Genomic DNA, 20,183 nt, shown 5'->3' with positions numbered 1-20,183 from the left:
GGTCGTGCGCCGCCGACCGGCCACCCTCCAGGGTCCCGCGCCGAGCCTGCGAGGCGTGGGGGGAAGGGTGGTCCTTCTTCAGCGCAGGGCGTGGACCTCGCCGGCCGTCGCCTGGACGACGACCGGTCCCACGAGCGAGGTGCGGCCACCGGCCGGCACGGACCCGACCTGGGAGCGGGCGCGCTCGGTGCCGTCGCGGGCCGAGCGCTGCACGACCGCGCCGTCCTCGGCGACGGTGAGCGTGGTCTCGTCCGTGGAGACGGCGGGCAGCCCGAGGGCCGGCACCTGCCAGCGGGGCTGGCCGCTGGTGCGGTCGAGGGCGTACAGGGTGCCGCGGGCCCACAGCAGGGCGACGTCGCTCGTGCCGGTCTGCAGCAGCGGCTCGCCGAGGGGGTCGCTGCCGGCCGGCAGCTGCAGCTGGGTCAGCGTGGTGCCGTCGGCGGGGGAGAGCACCAGCACCCGGTCGCCGAGGACGACGGTGACGAGCTGGTCGGCGCCGGCGATCCGCGCGGTGTCGGCGCCGGTGTCGACGTCCCGGGTCCAGACCACCTCGCCGCTGAAGCCGTCGAGCAGCCGCACCTGCAGCGAGCCGCCGCAGCGCTGCAGCACCGTGACCCCGACGGTGCCGACCGTCGAGCCCACGACCTGGCAGTCCGCGGCCGGGTCGTGGTGCCAGCGCAGGGTGGTGCCGGTCGGGTCGAGGGTGTCCAGGCCGGTGGAGCTGCTGGCCAGCACGATCCGCCCGGTGCTGGTCAGCTCGAGCTCCGGGCCGAACGGCACGTTGCGGTACCAGTCGCGCACGCCGGTGTCGGCGACCAGGCCCACCGCCTCGTCGCAGCGCCCGGTGCCGCGGAACACCGCGACCACGTTGCCGTCGACGGCGGTGGCATCGCACAGGGTGGCGTCGGCGCGGCGGTAGTGCCAGGCCTCCTGGCCGGTGGCCGGGTCGACCATGGCCAGCCCGTGCTCGTCGGTGACCAGCACCCGGCCGCTCTGCACCACCCGGTCGGCCGGCGGGGTGACCGCCGTCGACCAGGCCGTCGTCAGCGCGGCGGCCGGCGCCGACGCCGGGACGTCGGGCGCGGCAGCGGCGGTGGTGCTCGACGTCGCCGCGACGTCCGAGGTGCGCCACAGCAGCACGGCGACGGCGGCCACCACGAGGGTGACCGCCGTCCAGACCCAGATCCGCAGCGGCGGGATCCGCCGCGTCCGGGCGCCGTCCATCAAGCGGTGGGCTGCTCGCCGCCGGTGCTGGCGCCGGTGCTGCCGCCCTTGCCGCCACGACCGCCGCGACGACGGCGCCGGGGACGACCCGAGCCCTCAGCAGTCGCGGCCTCGCCGGAGGTCGCCGGAGCGGCGCCCGAGGGGGCGTCGCCGCCGGCCGTCGCGGTGCCGGGCTCGGCCGCCGCGGCGGCACCGGCGGCAGCGGCGCCGCTGCCGCGGGTGCGCTGGCGCGGACGGCTCTTGCGCGGGCCGGGAGCGGTCTCCTCCTCGCCGAGGGCGCCGTCCCGGCTGCCGGGGCCGCTGTCGCGGCCCGGGCCGGAGTGGTCACCGGAGGGGCGGCCGGCGGTCTTCTGCCGCTTGCCGGTCTCGCCGAGGTCCTCGAGGGTCTCGGCACCCAGGCCCTCGCGGGTGCGCTGGGCGCGGGGGAGCCGGCCGGTCGCCGTCGTCGGCACGTCGAGGTCGGTGTAGACCCACGGCGAGGTCGAGTAGGTCTCCGGCGGGTCGGCGAAGGGCAGGTCCAGCGCCTTGTTGATCAGCTGCCAGCGCGGGATGTCGTCCCAGTCGACGAGGGTGACGGCGACGCCGGTGCTCCCCGCGCGGCCGGTGCGGCCGATCCGGTGCACGTAGGTCTTCTCGTCCTCGGGGCACTGGTAGTTCACGACGTGGCTGACGCCGGTGACGTCGATGCCGCGGGCGGCGACGTCGGTGGCGACCAGGACGTCGACCTTGCCGGCGCGGAAGGCGCGCAGCGCCTGCTCACGGGCGCCCTGGCCGAGGTCGCCGTGCACGGCCGCGGCGGCGAAACCGCGCTCGACCAGGTCGTCGGCGACCTTCTGCGCGGTGCGCTTGGTGCGGCAGAAGACCATCACCAGACCGCGGTCGCGGGACTGCAGCACCCGCGACAGCAGCTCGGGCTTGTCCAGGTTGTGCGCCCGGTAGATGAACTGCGTGGTCTGCGGGACCGTCGAGCCCTCGTCGTTGCCGTGCGCCCGGATGTGGGTGGGCTGGGTCATGAACGACCGGGACAGCGTGACGATCGGGCCGGGCATCGTGGCGGAGAACAGCATCGTCTGCCGCTTGTCCGGGACCATCGTCAGCACGCGCTCGATGTCGGGCAGGAAGCCCAGGTCCAGCATCTCGTCGGCCTCGTCGAGGACCAGGACGCGGACCTTGCCCAGGATCAGGTCGCCGCGCTGGGCCAGGTCCAGCAGCCGGCCGGGGGTGCCGACGACGACCTCGACGCCGGCCTGCAGGGAGGCGATCTGCGGCTCGAAGGCGCGGCCACCGTAGATGGCCTGCACCCGGATGCCGCGCTTGGCGCCGGCGGCGCCGAGGTCGCGGGAGACCTGGACGCACAGCTCGCGGGTGGGGACGACGACCAGCGCCTGCGGGACGCCGTCGCCGCCCTCGGCCGGGGGCACCACGCGCTGCAGCATCGGGATGCCGAAGCCCAGGGTCTTACCGGTGCCGGTGCGGGCCTGACCGATGAGGTCGTTGCCGGCCAGCGCCAGCGGGAGGGTGAGCTCCTGGATGGCGAAGGTCCGGGTAATCCCGACCTCGGCCAGGGCAGCCACGATGTCGGGGTGGACGTCGAAGTCGCTGAACAGCGGGCTGTCGGGGGCCACGGGGGCGCCGCCGAGCTCACCGACCTGCTCGACGAGCTCCTCGGGGGCGGGGGCGCCGGTCTCGGCGTGCTCCAGCTCGGGTGCCGGCAGCTCGGTGGCCGGGGTGTTGTCGACGGGTGCGTTCTCGGTGGAGGTCAGTTCTCTCGCCTCGGTCTGGTGGGGGACCAGGAGCGCTCGGCGGTGCCTGGGAGCAGGCGTTGCCCGGCGGCGCTCGCCGGTCCCGGGGTCGGTTCCGGGATGTTCGATCCAAGCGCCGACGCGGCCAGCAGACCGGGCGTCAGGTGCGGACTGCCCGGGAGACGGCCCTCGTCGGGCCGGTCTCGAGATGGGATCCAGCGGTCATCAGCGCACAGGGGGTTGCACGTACGGGTGCGGGCCCGGGGGCCTGCACGACCCATCGTAGCCTGGGACCGCTGCTGACCTCCGGGAACGCGGTGTGGACGGCCGGGCGGGACCCGGGCGCACGACGAGGGGGAGCGCATGGCCGACGACGAGGTGCACCCCGGGCAGCGGGCCGTCGTGGAGCTGCTGGGCGTGCTCGCCTACGCCGAGCTGACCGCCTTCGACCGGCTCGCCGAGGACGCCCGGCTGGCCCCGACCCTGCACGGGCGCGCGGCGCTGGCCCGGATGGCCGCCGCCGAGATCACCCACCACCAGCGGCTGGCGGCGCGGCTGGACGAGCTGGGCGTGGACGTCGTCGCGGCGATGACGCCGTTCGTGGCCGCGCTCGACGCCTTCCACGACGGCACCCGCGCCAGCACCTGGCTGGAGGGGCTGGTCAAGGCCTACGTCGGCGACGGCCTGGCCACCGACTTCTACCGCGAGGTCGCGGTCTTCCTCCCCGGACCCGACCGGGCGCTGGTCGAGGAGGTGCTCGCCGACAGCGGGCACGCCGACTTCGCCCTCCGGGAGGTGCGGGCCGCGATCGCCGCCGACCCGACGGTGAGCGGGCGGCTGGCGCTGTGGGCCCGCCGGCTGGTGGGGGAGGCCCTCACCCAGTCCCAGGCGGTGATGGCCGAGCACGACGACCTCGCCGACCTGATCATCTCCGGCACCGGCGACCTCACGGGGGTGGGCGCGCTGCTGCAGCGGATCACCCGGGCGCACATGGTGCGGATGGACGCGCTCGGCCTCCTGTCCTGAGCCGGGACGCAGCACGGGGCGTCACCTGGTCGGTGACGCCCCGTGCTGCGTGAGGCTCCGGTGCAGGGGCCCGCGGTGCGCGGAGCGCGCCGTGGGGAGCACCGGAGCCTCTGTCAGCCGGCGATGAAGCCGACCCGGCGGGAGTCCGCCTCGGCGATCTCCACGTAGGCGATCCGGTCGGTCGGGACGACGACCCGGCGGCCGCGCTCGTCGACCAGCGTGAGCAGGCCGTCCTTGGCGGTCATCGCCGCGGACACCTCTGCCGCGATCTCGTCCGGCGTCTTGGGGCTGTCGATGACCAGCTCGCGCGGGGAGTGTTGGACACCGATCTTCACTTCCACTGCTGGATGCCTCCTCTGGTCGGACTGCTGGTTCCCCACGCTAGTCCAGCCCGTCACGGGCAGCCGGTCCGGTGGATGCGCCGACAGCGAACGGCCGACCGGTCAGTCGGCGTCGTCGCGGCGAGGGAAGCCGGAGATGCCCCGCCAGGCCAGCGCCGACATCAGCGACACCGCCTCGTCGCGGGACACCGTGCCCTTGCCGGCCAGCCACCACCGGGCGCTGGTCTCGGCCAGCCCGGTCAGCCCCGCGGACAGCAGCAGCGCCCGCTCCCGGTCGGTGCCGGTGTCCTCGGCGATGACCTCCGCGATCGCCTCGGTGCAGGCGCGGGAGCCACGGTCGGCGATCCGGCGCACCTCCGCGTCGTTGCGCAGGTCGGACTCGAAGACCAGCCGGAACGCCTCGCCGTCGGCGTCGATGAAGTCGAAGTAGGCGCCCACCGCGGCGTCGACCCGGGCCCGGTTGTCCTCGGTCGCGGCCATCGCCTGGCGCACCCGCTCGGTGAGCTCGTCGACCTGCTGCTCCAGCAGCGCCAGGTACAGCTCGCGCTTGCCGGGGAAGTGCTGGTAGAGGACCGGCTTGCTCACCCCGGCGCGGTCGGCGATGTCGTCCATCGCCGCGGCGTGGAAGCCCTGGGCGACGAAGACGTCCTGCGCCGCACGCAGCAGCTGCAGCCGCCGGGCGTCCCGCGGGAGGCGGGTGGCGCGGCGCGGAGCCGGTGGTGCGGTCACGTCGGGGCTCGGCTGCATGGCGAGCGAGATGCTACCGGCGGGCCGTCGGTCCCGAGGCCGCGCGGCGGTCAGGTGTTCTACCGTCGGCGGGGTGACCGACGCCCGGCTCTCCGACGTCCCGCTGCCCCGGCCCGGCGGCCACCTCCCGCCCTGGCCCGGCGCGATGGTGCCGGTCACCGACGGCGAGGTCTTCGTCCGGCACACGCCGTGGTGCGGCCCCGTCCCGGCCGAGGGGACGCCGGACGACGCCCCGCCGGCCGACGCCCCCCGCGAGCGGGCGCTGTACGTGCACGGACTGGGCGGCGCGGCCACCAACTGGACCGACTTCGCCGGCCTGCTCGCCGTCCGCTTCGACGGCTGGGCGCTGGACCTGCCCGGCTTCGGCCAGTCCGCACCGCCGCGCCGCTACTCGGTGCAGGGGCACGTGCAGGCCGTCGTCGACGTCCTCGAGTGGATCGTCGCCCGCCCCGGACCCGGCCAGGGCGAGCCGGTCCACCTGGCGGGCAACTCCCTCGGCGGCCTGGTGACCGTCCTCGTGGCCGCCCGCCGTCCCGACCTGGTCGCCACCCTCACCCTCATCTCCGCGGCGATGCCGGTCTACCGGGTGCCGGCCGCGCTGGACCGGGCGGTGGCGCTGGTCCTGCTGCCCGGCATCCCGGCGCTGGCTTCGCGCCGGCTGGCCACGATCAGCCCCGAGCAGCGTGTCCGGGGGCTGCTGCAGACGTGCTTCGGCGACCCCAGCCGGGTGCCGCCCGAGCGCATCGCCGAGGCGGTCGAGGAGACCCGCCGCCGGGACGCCCAGCCCTGGTCCGGGCAGGCGCTGACCCGCAGCCTGCGCGGGCTGATGACCTCCTACCTGCGCGTGGGCCGGGCCAACGCGTGGCGGACGGCGGCGTCGGTGCAGGCGCCCACCCTGGTCGTCTGGGGCGACCGCGACCGGCTGGTCGACCCCCGGCTGGCCCCGCGGCTGGCCGGCGTCCTGCCCGACTCACGGCTGCAGGTGCAGGCCGGCGTCGGGCACCTGGCGATGCTGGAGGCCCCCGAGCCCACCGCGCGGGCGGTCCTGGCGCTCGCCGAGGACGTCGCCGCGCGCCGGGCACCGGAGGGTGCCGTCCGCTCGGCCGCCGGGCAGGCCTGAGCGCAGGGCAGGCTCCACCGCGGGTCTGCCGCGCGGGCGGTCACCCGTGAGAGCCTTGCGGCCGTGACCAGCTCCGGGCCGCGCGCCGACCGGGGAACCGGGCAGCAGCCCGGGCCCGGTCGCCGTCCGGCCGACGGTGCCGGCCAGCACCCGTGGGCCCCGTCGCCTGCCGACCGCCGTCCCCGCCGGGACGACCCGGCGCTGCGCGGGCCGCTCGTCGCCCGCCGCGACCCCGTCCGTCCGGCGCCCGCCCCGGTGCGCCGCGGGCCCGCCGGGAGCCGGCTGCGCCGCTTCGTCCGCCGTCACGGCTGGCGCGCCTACGCCCTCCCGTTCCTGGTCGTGGCCACGGTCATCGCCCTGGTCGACGTGGTCGGCACCCGCGGTGGGGACCCCGGCGCCGCAGCACCGGCGGCCGCCCCCACGGCCGTGGAGGTGGCGCCGTCGGCCGTACCCGGGACCAGCGCCGAGGCCCCGGTGCCCGACGCGGAGGGGGAGGGGTCGCCGTCCGCGCTGCCGCCCCCGGCGCCGGCCACCTACGTCGAGCAGGGCGCCGGCACGGTCAGCGTCGTCGACGGCAGCTCGACGGTCTACGGCACCGGCCCGCTGCAGCGCTTCGTCGTGGAGGTCGAGGACGGCATCGGCGTCGACGGCGGTCAGTTCGCCGAGGCGGTCACCGCCACGCTGGGCGACCCCCGGTCGTGGGGCGCGGGTGGGCGGCTGTCCGTCCAGCGGGTCGGTGCCGCCGAGGCGGCGTCCGGCGACTACGACTTCCGGGTCAGCCTGGTCAGCCCCGGCAGCATGGAGGTCTACTGCCCGGGCGTGGGCACCGGCGGTTACACGTCCTGCCGGTACGGCGAGCGGGCGGTCATCAACCTGGCCCGGTGGGAGACCGCCGTCCCGGACTACGACGGCGACATCGCCACCTACCGGCAGTACGTGGTCAACCACGAGGTCGGGCACGCGCTGGGCAACGGCCACGAGCGGTGCCCCGGTCCTGGCCAGCTCGCGCCGGTGATGCAGCAGCAGACCCTCGGGCTGCAGGGGTGCGCGAAGAACGCCTGGCCGTACCCGCAGGGCTGACCGCGCCCAGCGGATCGAGGACGTCGGTGGGCCGTTCGTCGTTGACCGTCGACGCTCGGGGAATCACGGCCACGTGTCACGCTGTTGCGCAGTCCAGGACCCCGGCCTTTGGAGCCGGTCAGCCCTGTCACCGCAGCACTGTGAGGAGCGCGCCGTGCAGTTGCCACCCCTGGTGGAGCCCGCCGCGGACCTGTCGATCGACGAGGTCCGCCGTTACAGCCGTCACCTGATCATCCCCGACGTCGGGATGGACGGGCAGAAGCGCCTGAAGAACGCCAAGGTGCTCGCCGTCGGCGCCGGCGGACTCGGTTCGCCCGTGCTCATGTACCTGGCCGCGGCCGGTGTGGGCACCCTGGGCATCGTCGAGTTCGACACCGTCGACGAGTCCAACCTGCAGCGCCAGATCATCCACGGCCAGTCCGACGTGGGCCGGTCCAAGGCCGAGAGCGCGCGGGACTCGATCAAGGAGATCAACCCCAACGTCGACGTCCGGCTGCACGAGACCCGGCTCGACAGCGAGAACGTGCTGGACATCTTCCGCGAGTACGACCTGATCGTGGACGGCACCGACAACTTCGCCACCCGCTACCTGGTCAACGACGCCGCCGTGCTGCTGAACAAGCCGTACGTGTGGGGCTCGATCTACCGGTTCGACGGCCAGGTGTCGGTCTTCTGGAACGAGCACGGGCCGAACTACCGCGATCTCTACCCGGTCCCGCCGCCGCCCGGCATGGTCCCCTCTTGCGCCGAAGGAGGTGTCCTGGGCGTGCTCTGCGCGACCGTCGGCGCCATCCAGGCCACCGAGGCGATCAAGCTGATCACCGGCATCGGCGAGACGCTGCTGGGCCGGCTGATGGTCTACGACGCCCTCGAGATGACCTTCCGCGAGATCAAGGTCCGCAAGGACCCCGAGGGTGAGCCGATCACCGGTCTCATCGACTACGAGGCGTTCTGCGGTGTCGTGTCCGAGGAGGCCCAGCAGGCCGCCGCGGGCTCCACGATCACCGTCGACGAGCTCAAGGACATGATGGACGCCGGCAAGGACTTCGAGCTGATCGACGTCCGCGAGCCCAACGAGTACGAGATCGTCTCGATCCCGGGCGCGAAGCTCATCCCCAAGGACGAGATCCTCTCCGGCCGGGCACTGGCGCAGCTGCCCAACGACCGCCCGATCGTGCTGCACTGCAAGACCGGTGTGCGCTCGGCCGAGGCGCTGGCCGCGGTCAAGGCCGCCGGGTTCAAGGACGCCGTGCACGTGCAGGGCGGCGTCACCGCGTGGGCCACGCGCATCGACAAGGCGCTCCCCACCTACTGAGGAAGGACCCCCTCGCCCCCCGACCCCCGCTCCGCGCGGGCCGGGACCCTGCGAGGGGGCCGCACAGAGGCCCCCGCTCCGTTCCGGAGCGGGGGCCTCTGCTGTCTACTGGGCGCATGCCCGAGCCCTCCCGGACTGACCTGTTGATGAGCTACCAGCGGGCGCAGGCACAGTTCACCGACCGGGTGGACGCGGTCGAGGCGGCCGAGTGGGACCTCCTGGCGCTGCCGGAGTGGAGCGTCGCCGACCTGGTCGCCCACCTGACCGGCGAGCAGCTGTGGGTGCCGCCGCTGCTGGCCGGTGAGCCGCTGGAGGATGCCGCCGCGCGCATCCCCACCGACACCGAGGAGCTGCTGGCCGGCGACCCGCTGGGCTCCTGGGAGGCGGCCGCGGACGCCGCGCTCACCGCCTGGGCCCAGCCCGGCGCGCTGGACCGCACCGTGCAGCTGTCCTCCGGCCCGGCCGAGGCCACGGAGTACCTGGCGGAGATGACCGCGGACCTGACCGTGCACGCGTGGGACCTCGCGCAGGCCCTCGGCCGCGACACCCAGCTCGACCCGGAGCTGGTGGCCGCCGCCTTCCGGTACGCCGAGCGCAACCTCGGTGAGGACGGCGTCCCCGGCGTCTTCGCGCCCCCGGTCGACGTGCCCCAGGGCGCGGACCTGCAGACCCGGCTGCTCGCCCGGTTCGGCCGCCGGGGGTGAACGGCGCGCCCGGGCCCCCGACGGCGGGACGCGACGCCGCCGACGTCGACGAGGCCGTCTACGACGTGGTCGAGGCGATCCCACCGGGCCGGGTGAGCACCTACGGCGCGATCGGCCGGCTGGTCGGGGTGGGGCCGCGCCGGGTCGCCCGCGCGCTGTCCGTCGGCGGCGGCGCCGTGCCCTGGCACCGGGTGGTGCGGGCCGACGGGACGGCGGCCGAGCCGGTGCGCGTGCGGCAGCTGGAGCTGCTGGCCGGTGAGGGCGTGCCGCTGCGGGGACAGCGGGTCGACCTGGCCGCGGTCGGCTGGCCCGACTGAGCGGAACTGTCGGCCCCGCGTGGTCTCATCGACCCGTGCGTGGGGGAGCAGGGACGGCGGAGCAGGCGCCGGTGTACCGGTTGGTGCAGCCGGAGGTCGCGCCGGTCGTGCGACCGCGGCTCGACCCGACCCAGCAGGCCGTCGTCGACCACCGCGGCGGGCCGCTGCTGGTGCTCGCCGGGCCCGGCACCGGCAAGACCACGACCATCGTCGAGGCGGTCGCGGCACGGATCGACGCCGGCATCGACCCCGAGAAGCTGCTGGTGCTCACCTTCAGCCGCAAGGCCGCCGCCGAGCTGCGCACCCGGATCACCGCCCGGGTCGGCCGCACGATCCGCGAGCCGGTCGCCCGCACCTTCCACTCCTACGCCTTCGGCGTGCTGCGCCGGGCCGCCGTGCTGCGCGGTGAGCCCGCGCCCCGGCTGCTCACCTCGGCCGAGCAGGACGCCGTCGTGGCCGACCTGCTCCGCGGGGACGCCGACGCCGAGGGCGTGGTCCGCTGGCCGGCCGAGCTGGCCGAGGCGCTGGCGATGCCCGGCTTCCGCGAGGAGCTGCGCGACCTGCTGCTGCGCGCCACAGAGCGCGGCATCGACAGCGACCGCCTCGCCGCCTGGGGCCGTGAGCGCGGGCTGCCGCACTGGGAGGCCGCTGCGGACTTCCTGCGCCAGTACCAGGACGTCTCGTACTTCACGACCATCGCCCGCGGCGGTGCCTCGGGCTACGACCCGGCTGAGCTGGTGCGCACCGCGATCGACGAGCTGCGCGCCGACCCGGAGCTGCTGCGCGTGGAGCGCGAGCGGGCCAGCTGGCTGTTCGTCGACGAGTACCAGGACACCGACCCGGCGCAGGTCGAGCTGGTCGAGCTGCTGGCCGGCGGGGGCGGCGACCTGGTCGTCGTCGGCGACCCCGACCAGGCGATCTACGCCTTCCGGGGTGCCGAGCCTCGCGGGATCATCGACTTCCCCACCCGCTTCCGGCACCGCGACGGCCGTCCGGCCGGCCGGCTCTCCCTCGGGGTCTGCCGCCGCTCGGGGGCCGAGCTGCTGGCGGTCAGCCGCCGGGTCGCCGAGGGGCTGCCCGGCCCGTGGGAGCACCGCCGGCTGGAACCGGGTGCGGGCACCGACCCCGGCTCGGCCGAGGTGCACGTCTTCGACTCCCCGTCGATGGAGGCCGCCTTCCTCGCCGACACGATGCGCCGCGCCCACCTGCTCGACGGCGTCCCGTGGTCGGAGATGGCGGTCGTGGTCCGGTCGGCGTCGGCCTCGCTGGCCCCGGTCCGGCGCGCGCTGACCCAGGCCGGGGTGCCGGTCGCGGTCTCCGCCGACGACGTCGCCCTGGCCGGGCAGCCCGCCGTCCAGCCGCTGCTGGCCGCGCTGTCGGCGCTGCTGCCGCGAACCGGTGCCGCCGTCCCGGTCGAGGACGGCTTCGCCGCCGACCACCCGGCCGAAGCCGGGCTGGACGAGGCGGGGGCGGAGGCGCTGCTGGCCTCCCCGCTGGGCGGGGCCACCGTGCTGGACCTGCGGCGGCTGCGCCGGGCGGTGCGGCGGGCGATGGCCGTGCGCGGTGAGGACTCCGCGGTCCGCGGCGCCCCGCTGGCCGCGGTGCTCGACGACGCCACGCTGCTCGACGCGCTGCCGGAGCACCTGGCCCGCCCGGCGCTGCGGGTGGCCCGGGTGCTCACCGCCGGCCGGCTGTCGCTGCTGGCCGACGGCAGCGCCGAGGACGTGCTCTGGGCGATGTGGCAGGCCAGCGGCCTGGCCAACCGCTGGGCGCGGGCCAGCGCGGCCGGCGGGTCCACCGGCGCCGTCGCCGACCGCGACCTCGACGCCGTCGTCTCGCTGTTCGACGCTGCGGCCGGCTTCGTCGACCGGCTCCCGCACGCCACGGTGGCCGCCTTCGTCGAGCACCTCTCGGCCCAGGAGCTGCCCGGGGACAGCGGCGCGGCCCGCGGCCAGGGCGAGCAGACCGTCCGGCTGCTGACCGCGCACGCGGCCAAGGGCCTGGAGTGGGACCTGGTCTGCGTCGCCGGGGTGCAGGAGGGCGTCTGGCCCGACCTGCGCAGCCGGGCCAGCCTGCTGGGCGCCGAGGACCTGGTCGACGCGGCCAACGGCACCGACCCGGCCACCCTCGACCACCGCACGCTGGCGCTGGCCGAGGAGCGGCGGCTGTTCTACGTCGCCTGCACCCGCGCCCGACGGCGGATGCTGGTCACCGCCGTCGACGGCTCGCTGGAGGGCGGCGACGCGGGCGCGACCGCCTCCCGTTTCCTCGACCTCATCGCCCCGCCGCCGGCCGACGCCGACGGCATCCGGCCGCACACCCCGCTGCCCCGGCAGCTGACCCTGCCCGCGCTGGTGGCCGAGCTGCGCCGCCACCTCACCGACCCGCACACCGACCCGGCCCGCCGGTCCAGTGCCGCCGCGGTGCTGCGCCGGCTGGGGGAGGAGCGGGTGCCCGGCGCCGCCCCGTCGAGCTGGTGGGGGCTGGCGCCGCTGTCCGACGACGCGCCGCTGGTCGACCCGGCCGAGGTCGTGCCGGTGCGCCCGTCGGCGATCGACACGTTCCAGCGCTGCCCGCTGCGGTGGGTGCTCGGCGCGGTCGGTGCGGAGGCCGCCCCCGAGGCCACCCGCACGGTCGGCTCGGCGGTGCACGACGTGGCCCAGCAGGTCGCCGAGGGCCTGGCGCCCGCCGACGCCCCCGCCGTCCTCGACGTCGAGCTCGACGGGCTCGACCTGGGGCCGGGCTGGTTCGACCAGCGCCAGCGCGACCGCGCGCAGGAGATGCTGACCAAGTTCCTCGCCTGGCACGCCCGGGGCGACCGCGAGCTGGTCGCCGCCGAGGAGGACTTCGACGTCACCGTCGGCCGGGCCCGGCTGCGCGGCCAGGTCGACCGGCTGGAGCGCGACGGCGACGGACGGCTGGTGGTGGTCGACCTCAAGACCGGCAAGACCGCGCCGCGGGACGTCGAGGAGCACGGGCAGCTGGCCGCGTACCAGGTCGCCGTCGCCGAGGGTGCCTTCGCCGACCACGGCAACACCACCGGTGGCGCCTCGCTGCTGCAGGTCGGCGGCTCGCAGAAGGCGGCCAAGGAGCACGCGCAGGCCCCGCTGCCCGCCGACGTCGATGCCCGCGAGACCTGGGCGGGCGAGCTGATCGCCACCGTCGGCGAGGGGATGGGCGGCGCGGAGTTCGCCGCCCGCACCGACACCGACTGCGAGCGCTGCTCCTTCCGCCGCAGCTGCCCGATGCAGGAGTCCGGCCGGCAGGTGACCAGGTGACCGGGCCCGCGAGGTCGCCCAGGTCCCCGGCCTGCTGCGGCGGGACGGCGACGAGCACCAGCGAGGAGTCGGCATGACGCAGTTGTCCTTCGACGTGCCCGGCGTGCAGCCGGTCGCGGTGCCCGAGGTGCCGCGACTCCTCACCCCGGCCGAGGTCGCCGCGCGCTGCGGGCTGAGCTACGCCCCGTCGCCGGAGCAGGCCGGCGTCGTCGAGGCCCCGGTCGACCGGCCGCTGGTGGTCGTGGCCGGCGCGGGCTCGGGCAAGACCGAGACGATGGCCGCCCGGGTCGCCTGGCTGGTCGCCAACCAGCTGGTCGCCCCCGAGGCCGTGCTCGGCCTGACCTTCACCCGCAAGGCCGCCAGCGAGCTCAACGCCCGGGTGCGGCTCCGGCTGGGCGCCCTGGCCGAGCACCCCGACACCGACCCGGCGTTGCGCGAGCGGCTGGCTGTCGCCGCCCCCACGGTGGCGACCTACCACGGCTACGCGGCGTCCATCGTCGCCGAGCACGGACTGCGGATCGGCGTGGAGCCCGGCTCCGGCGTGCTCGGCCCGGCCATGTGCTGGGGGCAGGCCGCCACCGCGGTGGCGAGCCACACCGGCGACATGAGCGACGTCGCGCTCGGCCTGGTCACCACCACCGAGGACGTGCTGCAGCTGGCCGCCGAGCTGGGCGAGCACGACGTCACCCCGGCCGCGCTGCGCGCCTGGACCGCGCGGTTCGAGTCCCAGCTGCGCGGCTACCCCGACGCCGGGCGCAAGAAGGGCCCGTACGCCGACGTCCTCAAGATGGTCCAGCGGCAGCGGGCCCGGGTCGCGCTGCTGCCGATGGTCGAGGCGTTCGCCGCCCGCAAGCGCGCCGCCGGGGCCATCGACTACGCCGACCAGGTGTCGCTGGCCGCCCGGGTCGCGGTCACCTCCGCCGAGGTCGGCCGGCGCGAGCGCGCCCGGTGGCGGGTCGTGCTGCTCGACGAGTACCAGGACACCAGCGTCGGCCAGCTGCGCATGCTCGAGGCGCTGTTCGGCGGCCCGGGCGGGCACCCGGTGCTGGCGGTCGGCGACCCCCGGCAGTCGATCTACGGCTGGCGCGGTGCGTCGGCGGGCACCATCGAGCGGTTCGACCGCACCTTCCCCGGCACGCCCGAGCGCCCGGCCGCGCGGCTGACGCTGTCCACCAGCTGGCGCAACGACCGGGCCGTGCTGACCATGGCCAACGCCGTCGCCGGGATGCTGCCCGAGCCGGTCGTGCCGCTGCCGGACCTGGAGGCCGCGCCGACCGCCGGCCCCGGTGAGGTGCACGTCGGCCTCCACGACACGGTCGCCGAGGAGACCCAGGCGCTCGCCGACCGGCTCGAGCAGGCCTGGAAGGGCACCGGCGACGGGTCGAAGCGCCCGACCATCGCCGTCCTCGTCCGGCGCCGGGCCCAGCTGCCGGGGATCGCCGCGGCGCTGCGCGAGCGCGGCCTGCCCGTCGAGGTCGTCGGCCTGGGCGGGCTGCTCGACGTCCCGGAGGTCTCCGACGTCGTCGCCACGCTGCGGGTGCTGGTCGACCCCAGCGCCGGCGACGCGCTGGGCCGGCTGCTCACCGGCGCCCGCTGGCGGATCGGCCCGCGCGACCTGGCTGCCCTCGAGGCGCGGTCCCGGGCCCTGGTGCGCGAGCGCTCCACCTCGCCCGAGCCCGTGGAGGACGCCACCCCGCCCGAGGCCGGCGCCCCGGCGGCGCCCACCCCGCCCCGCGAGCGCGGCAGCATCATCGAGGCCCTCGACGACCTCGGCCGGGCCGAGGCCTACTCCACCGAGGGGCACCGGCGGCTGCGCCGGCTGGCCAACGAGCTCACCGCGCTGCGCTCCCGGCTGGGGGAGTCGCTGCCCGACCTGGTCGACGAGGTGGTCCGCAGCCTAGGGCTGGAGACCGAGCTGGCCAGCCACCCCGACGTCACCCCGGGCGGGGCGCGCACCCACCTCGACGCCCTGCACGAGGTGGCCGCCGAGTTCAGCGAGCTGGCCGAGCTGCCCTCGCTGCCGGCGTTCCTCGGGTACCTGGCCGACGCCGAGGTCCGCGAGCGCGGGCTGGAACCCGGTGAGGTCGCGGTCAACCCGGAGGCCGTCCAGCTGCTCACCGGTCACTCGGCCAAGGGGCTGGAGTGGGACGTCGTCGCGGTGCCCGGCATGACGGTGGGTCAGTTCCCGGCCAAGGGCGACGCGTCGGACTCCTGGATCCGCGACCCCGGCGCCGTCCCGGTCGACCTGCGCGCCACCGACCGCGCCGAGCTGCCGCAGCTGCGGCTGCCGGTGCCCGGGTCCGGCGACCAGGCCGCGGTGCGCGACGCCTTGGAGGAGTACGTCGAGGAGTGGAAGGACTTCGGCCTGGCCGAGGAGATCCGGCTGGGCTACGTCGCGGTCACCCGCGCCAAGCACCTGCTGCTGTGCTCGGGCAGCTGGTGGCGGGACGGCAAGACGGCGTGCGGCCCGTCCGCGCTGCTGCTCACGCTCAAGGACGCCTGCGACGACGGCGCCGGGGTGGTCGACGCGTGGGCATCCCCGCCCGAGGACGACGCCGAGAACCCCGCGCTGGCCGAGTGGCCAGTCGGGGTCTGGCCGGTCGACCCGCTGTCCTCGGGACGCCGCCGGGCGCTCACCGCCGCCGCCGAGCTGGTCGCGGTCACCGAGCCGCACCCGCTCACCGCCGACACCCTCGGCGCCACCGACGACCCGCTGGTCGCCGACTGGATCCGGGACGCCGACCTGCTGCTGCGGGAGCGCGCCGAGCACAGCCGCGGCACCGTCGACGTCCCGTTGCCCTCGCACCTGTCGGTGTCCTCGCTGGTCGCGCTGCGCCGTGACCCGGCCGAGCTGGCCCGCCGGCTGCGCCGTCCGATGCCCGCGGCACCGGCACCGCTGGCCCGGCGCGGGACGGCGTTCCACGCCTGGCTGGAGGAGCGCTTCGGGACCTCACGGCTCATCGACCTCGACGAGCTGCCCGGCAGCGGCGACGCCGCCGCGGCACCGGACACCGCGCTGACCGCGCTGCAGCAGGCGTTCCTGGCCAGCGAGTGGGCCGACCGTCAGCCCGTCGACGTGGAGGCCCCGTTCGAGACGCCGCTGGGCCCGCTGACCCTGCGCGGTCGGATCGACGCGGTCTACGCCACCCCCGACGGCGGCTTCGAGGTCATCGACTGGAAGACCGGCCCGGTGCCCGGCGCCGCCGAGCTCGCCGCGGCCGGGGTGCAGCTGGCCGCCTACCGGCTGGGCTGGTCCCGGCTCACCGGCGTGCCGGTCGAGCGGGTCAGCGCCGGCTTCCACCACGTCGCCGCCAACCGCACGCTGCGCCCGGTCGACCTCCTCGACGAGGCCGGCCTGCTCGCTCTGATCGACGGCGCGTGAGGCCGGTGCCCGAGTCCTGCGTCCTGGTGGTCTCCCGGCCCCGGACGCCCCGAGAATGCAGGTGTGGGTGGCCCGGTGATCGTGCGGGACGCGCAGGAGAAGGACCTGCCGGCGATCGTCGCGCTGTACGCCGACGACGAGCTGGGCTCGACCCGCGAGCAGCCGGGCGAGCCGCTGGTCCCGGAGTACCTGCGCGCCTTCGCGGCGGTCACCGACGACCCGCGCACCCGGCTGGTCGTCGCAGAGGTGGACGGCGTGGTCGTCGGGACGCTGCAGCTGTCGTTCCTGCCGCACCTGGTCCGCCGCGGTGGTGAGCGTGCGCAGGTCGAGGCGGTGCGGGTGGCGTCGTCCCAGCGGGGGAGCGGGCTGGGCCGCGAGCTGCTGACCTGGGCGGTCGAGCAGGCGCGGGGGCGCGGCTGCGTGCTGGTGCAGCTCACCACCGACGCGACGCGCCCGGACGCCCACCGCTTCTACGAGTCCCTCGGCTTCACCGCCAGCCACGTCGGCATGAAGCTGACGCTGTGACGGCCGGGCCGTGGCCGTCGGAGGTGAGCCCTCACGCCGGTGCCCTGCTGCTCGGTGTGGGCTCAGGCGGGGTGAGGACATCGTCCACCCCGCCCCAGCGCACTTCGTGTCCTGGGGTCAGGCGGAGGCGACCCGGTCGATGATCGCGCGGGCCAACGCCTCGGGGGCCTGCTCCGGCACCCAGTGCGTGATCCCGGGCAGCTCGACGAACCGGTAGTCGGCGGTCACCTGGTCCGCGCAGGCCTCGGCGGCGGTCCGGCCGACCGCGACGTCCTCGTCGCTCCACACGTACGTCGTCGGCACGTCGACCGGGTCGACCCGGGTGCCGTCCATCGCCCGGTACCAGTTCAGCGCCGCGGTCAGCGCGCCCGGCGCGGACAGCTGCGCGACGTAGACGTCGACCGCCTCGGCCGGCACGCCCGGCGCCTCGAGCACGCGGCGCAGCCGGCGGGCGTCGTCGGCGAGCAGTGCGGCCTCGGCCTCGCCCTCCTGGCGGAAGAGCCGCATGTAGGCCGAGCGCTCCCGCTGCTCCGGGTCGGCCTTCATGGCCAGGGTCATCGCGGTCGGGTGCGGCACCGAGACGGCGGTCAGCGTGCGCACCCGGTCGGTGTGCCAGGCGGCCAGGGCCCAGGCGACGTAGGCACCCCAGTCGTGGCCGACGACGTGGGCCACGGGGACGTCGAGGGCGGTCATCAGGTCCGCGGTCACCTGCACCAGCGAGGGCAGGGAGTAGGCGTCGACCTCGTCGGGGCGGGCGCCGGGGGAGTAGCCCAGCTGGTCGGGGGCGAAGGTGCGCAGCCCGGCCTCGGCCAGCAGCGGCGTCACGGCCGACCAGCTCAGCGACGTCTCCGGGAAGCCGTGCAGCAGCAGCACCGGCGGGCCGTCGTCCGGTCCGTCGGTCCGTACGTCGAACGTGAGGTCCCCGACGTCCACCTGCAGCATCCCGACGGCCATGCACGCAACCTAGCTCCCGTCCCGACGGGCGGCCCGGACGGCGGGATAGCGTGCGGGGCGTGAGCAGCTCCGCGGAACGCGACTTCGTCACCGCCCACCTCGACGACCTGCACGCCGACCTCGACGCCTGGCTGCGGATCCCGTCGATCTCCGCCGACCCGGCGCACGCCGGCGACGTGGCCGCGAGCGCGGAGTGGCTGGCCGAGGCGCTGCGCCGCACCGGCTTCCCGACCGTCGAGATCTGGCAGACCGAGGGCGCCCCGGCGGTCTACGCCGAGTGGCCGTCCGCGGACGCCGACGCCCCGGTCGCGCTCGTCTACGGCCACCACGACGTGCAGCCGGTCGACCCGCTGGAGCTGTGGGAGCACCCGCCGTTCGAGCCCACCGTCGTCGAGACCCCCGCCGGCCCGGAGCTGCACGCCCGCGGTGCCATCGACGACAAGGGCAACGTCGCCTTCCACCTGCTCGGCATGCGCGCCCACCTGGCCGCCACCGGCCGCGACACCCCTGCCGTCACCGTCAAGCTGATCGTGGAGGGGGAGGAGGAGTCCGGTTCGCCGTACTTCGCCGACCTGCTGCGCGCGCACGCCGACCGGCTGGCCTGCGACGTCATCGTGGTCAGCGACACCGGCATGGCCGCCGCCGACGTCCCCAGCGCCGTCACCGCGATGCGCGGGCTGGCCGACGCCGAGATCACCCTGCGCGGCCCGGCCGTCGACCTGCACTCGGGCTCCTTCGGCGGCGCCGTCCCGAACCCGCTGCACGCGATGGCCGAGCTGGTCGCGAGCCTGCACGACGAGTCCGGGCGGGTCACGCTGCCCGGCTTCTACGACAAGGTGCGCCCGCTGTCCGAGCGCGAGCGCGAGCTGATGGGCCGGGTGCCCTTCGACGAGGCCGCCTGGCTCGCCGGCCCGGCCGCCTCCCGCGTCGCCACCGGCGAGGCCGGCTTCACCACCCTGGAGCGGGTCGGCGCCCGCCCGACCGCCGAGGTCAACGGCATGTGGGGCGGCTACACCGGCCCCGGGCACAAGACGATCGTCCCGGCCGAGGCGCACGCCAAGATCACCTTCCGGCTCGTCGCCGACCAGGTGCCCGCCGACCTCGCCGACCAGGTGCGCGCCTGGGTGCAGGCCAACGTCCCGGACGGCATCGAGGCCGACGTGCATGTGCCCGCCGGCGGCGTCGCGCCCTGCGCCAGCGACCTGGACCACCCGGCGATGGACGCCCTGCTGCGCTCCATCGGCCAGGCCTTCGACACCGACGCCGACCAGGTGCTGTTCACCCGCGAGGGCGGCAGCGGCCCGGAAGCCGACCTCGCCGGCATCCTCGGCGCACCGCTGCTGTTCCTCGGCGCGGGGCTCCCCACCGACCGCATCCACTCGCCGAACGAGCGGGTGCTGCTGCCGATGCTCTACCGCGGCGCCGAGGCCACCGCGCACCTGTGGCGCGAGCTCGCCGGCGTCCGCTTCTCCGGCTGACCGGCCACCTACAGTGCTCGCATGACCGGACCGGGGCAGCCCAGCCCGCCACCGGGCTGGTACCCGGACCCCGACGGCGGGGCCGGGCTGGTGCGCTGGTGGAGCGGCTCGGACTGGTCCGACGTCACCACCCCGGCCGGGCCCGGGGTGACCGTCGGGCGGTCCTTCGACCCCGCGGTCCCGGCGGCGACGGGACCGGCGCAGACCTGGGACTCGTGGGGGACGCCGGAGCCGACGAGGCCCCGACGGACGCCGTCCACCGGCCTGCTGGTCACCCTCGGCGGCCTCGGGCTCGCCCTGGTGCTGCTGCTGGTCGCGGTGCTCCTCGGCACCTCCAGCGGGAGCGAGGACGACGACCGCGCACCGCAGGCCGCGCCCAGCTCGCCCACCAGCACGTTCCCGCCGGGCACGGTGCGGATCTTCGACCGGGAGGCGGGCATCTCCTACCCGTACCTGGGCAACGGCTGGTTCGAGTGGGACCGCGGCGACGTGGCGGAGACGACGGCCACCGCGGGCCAGTACTTCGTCACCCAGGACGACGTCCCGCCCGCGGTGCCCGGCGGGGAGTCCGAGGACTTCATCGCCCAGTGCACCTCCGGCCCGCTCGCCGCCGGCTTCGGCTGGGGCGGTGGCACCGGCACGCTGCAGGGCACCGGCCAGGCCGTCGCCGACCGCGTGCGCGCCAGCTACTACCCGCGGCCCAACGAGCGGCAGGTGCTGCGCAGCGAGGCCCGCACCGTGGACGGCGCCGACGCCTGGCTCTACGAGTTCGACCTCCGCTGGGACGACCCGGACTACGACGCCAGCGGTGAGCGCGCGGCGCTGCTGGTGATCGACGTCGGCAGGCCCTCGCCGGCCCTGCTGTACCTGTCGATCCCCAACACCCACGCCGAGCTGTACGGCACGATCGACCGGGTCCTCGACGACGTCGACGTGCTCTGAGTCGTCGT

Annotated in this window: 16 protein-coding genes; 11 read left to right on the top strand and 5 right to left on the bottom strand. The window is 76.0% G+C overall.

Going from position 1 to position 20,183, the window contains the following annotated elements:
- Window positions 1-78 precede the first annotated feature (78 nt).
- Window positions 79-1,224, bottom strand: coding sequence for an outer membrane protein assembly factor BamB family protein (locus tag O2W14_RS12590; protein WP_269176437.1), 1,146 nt, complete (start codon window positions 1,222-1,224; stop codon window positions 79-81).
- The gene (locus O2W14_RS12585) at window positions 1,224-2,849 is read right to left on the bottom strand and encodes a DEAD/DEAH box helicase (protein ID WP_269176436.1); all 1,626 of its coding nucleotides are present in this window, start codon (window positions 2,847-2,849) and stop codon (window positions 1,224-1,226) included. Before O2W14_RS12585 ends, O2W14_RS12590 begins: the two co-directional genes overlap by 1 nt.
- Window positions 2,850-3,329: 480 nt before the next feature.
- On the opposite strand from O2W14_RS12585, the gene O2W14_RS12580 reads away from it, so the two are divergent.
- Entirely contained in the window at window positions 3,330-3,992 is a 663-nt protein-coding gene (locus tag O2W14_RS12580; protein ID WP_269176435.1) for a ferritin-like fold-containing protein, read from the top strand.
- Between the two features lie 113 nt (window positions 3,993-4,105).
- On the opposite strand, the gene O2W14_RS12575 is transcribed toward O2W14_RS12580, so the two are convergent.
- A complete protein-coding gene (locus O2W14_RS12575) occupies window positions 4,106-4,327 on the bottom strand; it encodes a DUF3107 domain-containing protein (RefSeq protein ID WP_237495903.1) in 222 nt (73 codons plus the stop codon).
- Between the two features lie 108 nt (window positions 4,328-4,435).
- Window positions 4,436-5,080, bottom strand: coding sequence for a TetR/AcrR family transcriptional regulator (locus tag O2W14_RS12570; RefSeq protein ID WP_269176434.1), 645 nt, complete (start codon window positions 5,078-5,080; stop codon window positions 4,436-4,438).
- A gap of 73 nt (window positions 5,081-5,153) precedes the next feature.
- On the opposite strand from O2W14_RS12570, the gene O2W14_RS12565 reads away from it, so the two are divergent.
- From O2W14_RS12565 to O2W14_RS12530, 8 genes are all read left to right on the top strand, one after another.
- Entirely contained in the window at window positions 5,154-6,200 is a 1,047-nt protein-coding gene (locus O2W14_RS12565) for an alpha/beta fold hydrolase (protein ID WP_269176433.1), read from the top strand.
- Between the two features lie 63 nt (window positions 6,201-6,263).
- Window positions 6,264-7,280, top strand: a complete 1,017-nt coding sequence (locus O2W14_RS12560) for a DUF3152 domain-containing protein (RefSeq protein ID WP_269176432.1) — start codon at window positions 6,264-6,266, stop codon at window positions 7,278-7,280.
- A 154-nt stretch (window positions 7,281-7,434) separates the two neighbouring features.
- On the top strand, window positions 7,435-8,595 hold the full coding sequence (gene moeZ / locus O2W14_RS12555; RefSeq protein WP_269176431.1) for an adenylyltransferase/sulfurtransferase MoeZ: 1,161 nt from the start codon (window positions 7,435-7,437) through the stop codon (window positions 8,593-8,595).
- Window positions 8,596-8,711: 116 nt separating this feature from the next.
- Window positions 8,712-9,299 (top strand): TIGR03086 family metal-binding protein, encoded by a 588-nt coding sequence (locus tag O2W14_RS12550; protein ID WP_269176430.1) that lies wholly within the window; start codon window positions 8,712-8,714, stop codon window positions 9,297-9,299.
- On the top strand, window positions 9,296-9,616 hold the full coding sequence (locus O2W14_RS12545) for an MGMT family protein (protein ID WP_269176429.1): 321 nt from the start codon (window positions 9,296-9,298) through the stop codon (window positions 9,614-9,616). Before O2W14_RS12550 ends, O2W14_RS12545 begins: the two co-directional genes overlap by 4 nt.
- Before the next feature lie 71 nt (window positions 9,617-9,687).
- Window positions 9,688-12,894, top strand: coding sequence for an ATP-dependent helicase (locus O2W14_RS12540; RefSeq protein WP_269176428.1), 3,207 nt, complete (start codon window positions 9,688-9,690; stop codon window positions 12,892-12,894).
- Window positions 12,895-12,967: 73 nt separating this feature from the next.
- Window positions 12,968-16,276 (top strand): ATP-dependent helicase, encoded by a 3,309-nt coding sequence (locus O2W14_RS12535; protein WP_269176427.1) that lies wholly within the window; start codon window positions 12,968-12,970, stop codon window positions 16,274-16,276.
- Window positions 16,277-16,339: 63 nt separating this feature from the next.
- Window positions 16,340-16,801: a GNAT family N-acetyltransferase gene (locus O2W14_RS12530; RefSeq protein ID WP_269176426.1), complete on the top strand. Its 462-nt coding sequence runs from the start codon at window positions 16,340-16,342 to the stop codon at window positions 16,799-16,801.
- 117 nt (window positions 16,802-16,918) lie between these two features.
- Here the strand turns inward: O2W14_RS12530 and O2W14_RS12525 are convergent, their stop codons facing one another.
- Window positions 16,919-17,755: an alpha/beta fold hydrolase gene (locus O2W14_RS12525; protein ID WP_269176425.1), complete on the bottom strand. Its 837-nt coding sequence runs from the start codon at window positions 17,753-17,755 to the stop codon at window positions 16,919-16,921.
- A 59-nt stretch (window positions 17,756-17,814) separates the two neighbouring features.
- Here O2W14_RS12525 and O2W14_RS12520 point away from each other — a divergent pair, with 59 nt between their 5' ends.
- Window positions 17,815-19,233 (top strand): dipeptidase, encoded by a 1,419-nt coding sequence (locus tag O2W14_RS12520; RefSeq protein ID WP_269176424.1) that lies wholly within the window; start codon window positions 17,815-17,817, stop codon window positions 19,231-19,233.
- Window positions 19,234-19,254: 21 nt separating this feature from the next.
- Window positions 19,255-20,175 carry a DUF2510 domain-containing protein gene (locus O2W14_RS12515; protein WP_269176423.1) on the top strand — a complete coding sequence of 307 codons (921 nt, stop codon included), beginning with the start codon at window positions 19,255-19,257 and terminating at the stop codon, window positions 20,173-20,175.
- Window positions 20,176-20,183: the final 8 nt, after the last annotated feature.

The organism is Modestobacter sp. VKM Ac-2986, assembly GCF_026967795.1.
Taxonomy (GTDB): domain Bacteria; phylum Actinomycetota; class Actinomycetes; order Mycobacteriales; family Geodermatophilaceae; genus Modestobacter.
Note: the sequence above shows the minus strand (reverse complement) of the source record. Positions and strands in the feature narration are given on the sequence as shown.

Coding starts and splice junctions, on each gene's coding strand:
- O2W14_RS12590 (WP_269176437.1), bottom strand. CDS start 1,224: ATGGACGGCGCCCGGACGCGGCGGATCCCGCCGCTGCGGATCTGGGTC.
- O2W14_RS12580 (WP_269176435.1), top strand. CDS start 3,330: ATGGCCGACGACGAGGTGCACCCCGGGCAGCGGGCCGTCGTGGAGCTG.
- O2W14_RS12570 (WP_269176434.1), bottom strand. CDS start 5,080: ATGCAGCCGAGCCCCGACGTGACCGCACCACCGGCTCCGCGCCGCGCC.
- O2W14_RS12550 (WP_269176430.1), top strand. CDS start 8,712: ATGCCCGAGCCCTCCCGGACTGACCTGTTGATGAGCTACCAGCGGGCG.
- O2W14_RS12535 (WP_269176427.1), top strand. CDS start 12,968: ATGACGCAGTTGTCCTTCGACGTGCCCGGCGTGCAGCCGGTCGCGGTG.
- O2W14_RS12525 (WP_269176425.1), bottom strand. CDS start 17,755: ATGGCCGTCGGGATGCTGCAGGTGGACGTCGGGGACCTCACGTTCGAC.
- O2W14_RS12515 (WP_269176423.1), top strand. CDS start 19,255: ATGACCGGACCGGGGCAGCCCAGCCCGCCACCGGGCTGGTACCCGGAC.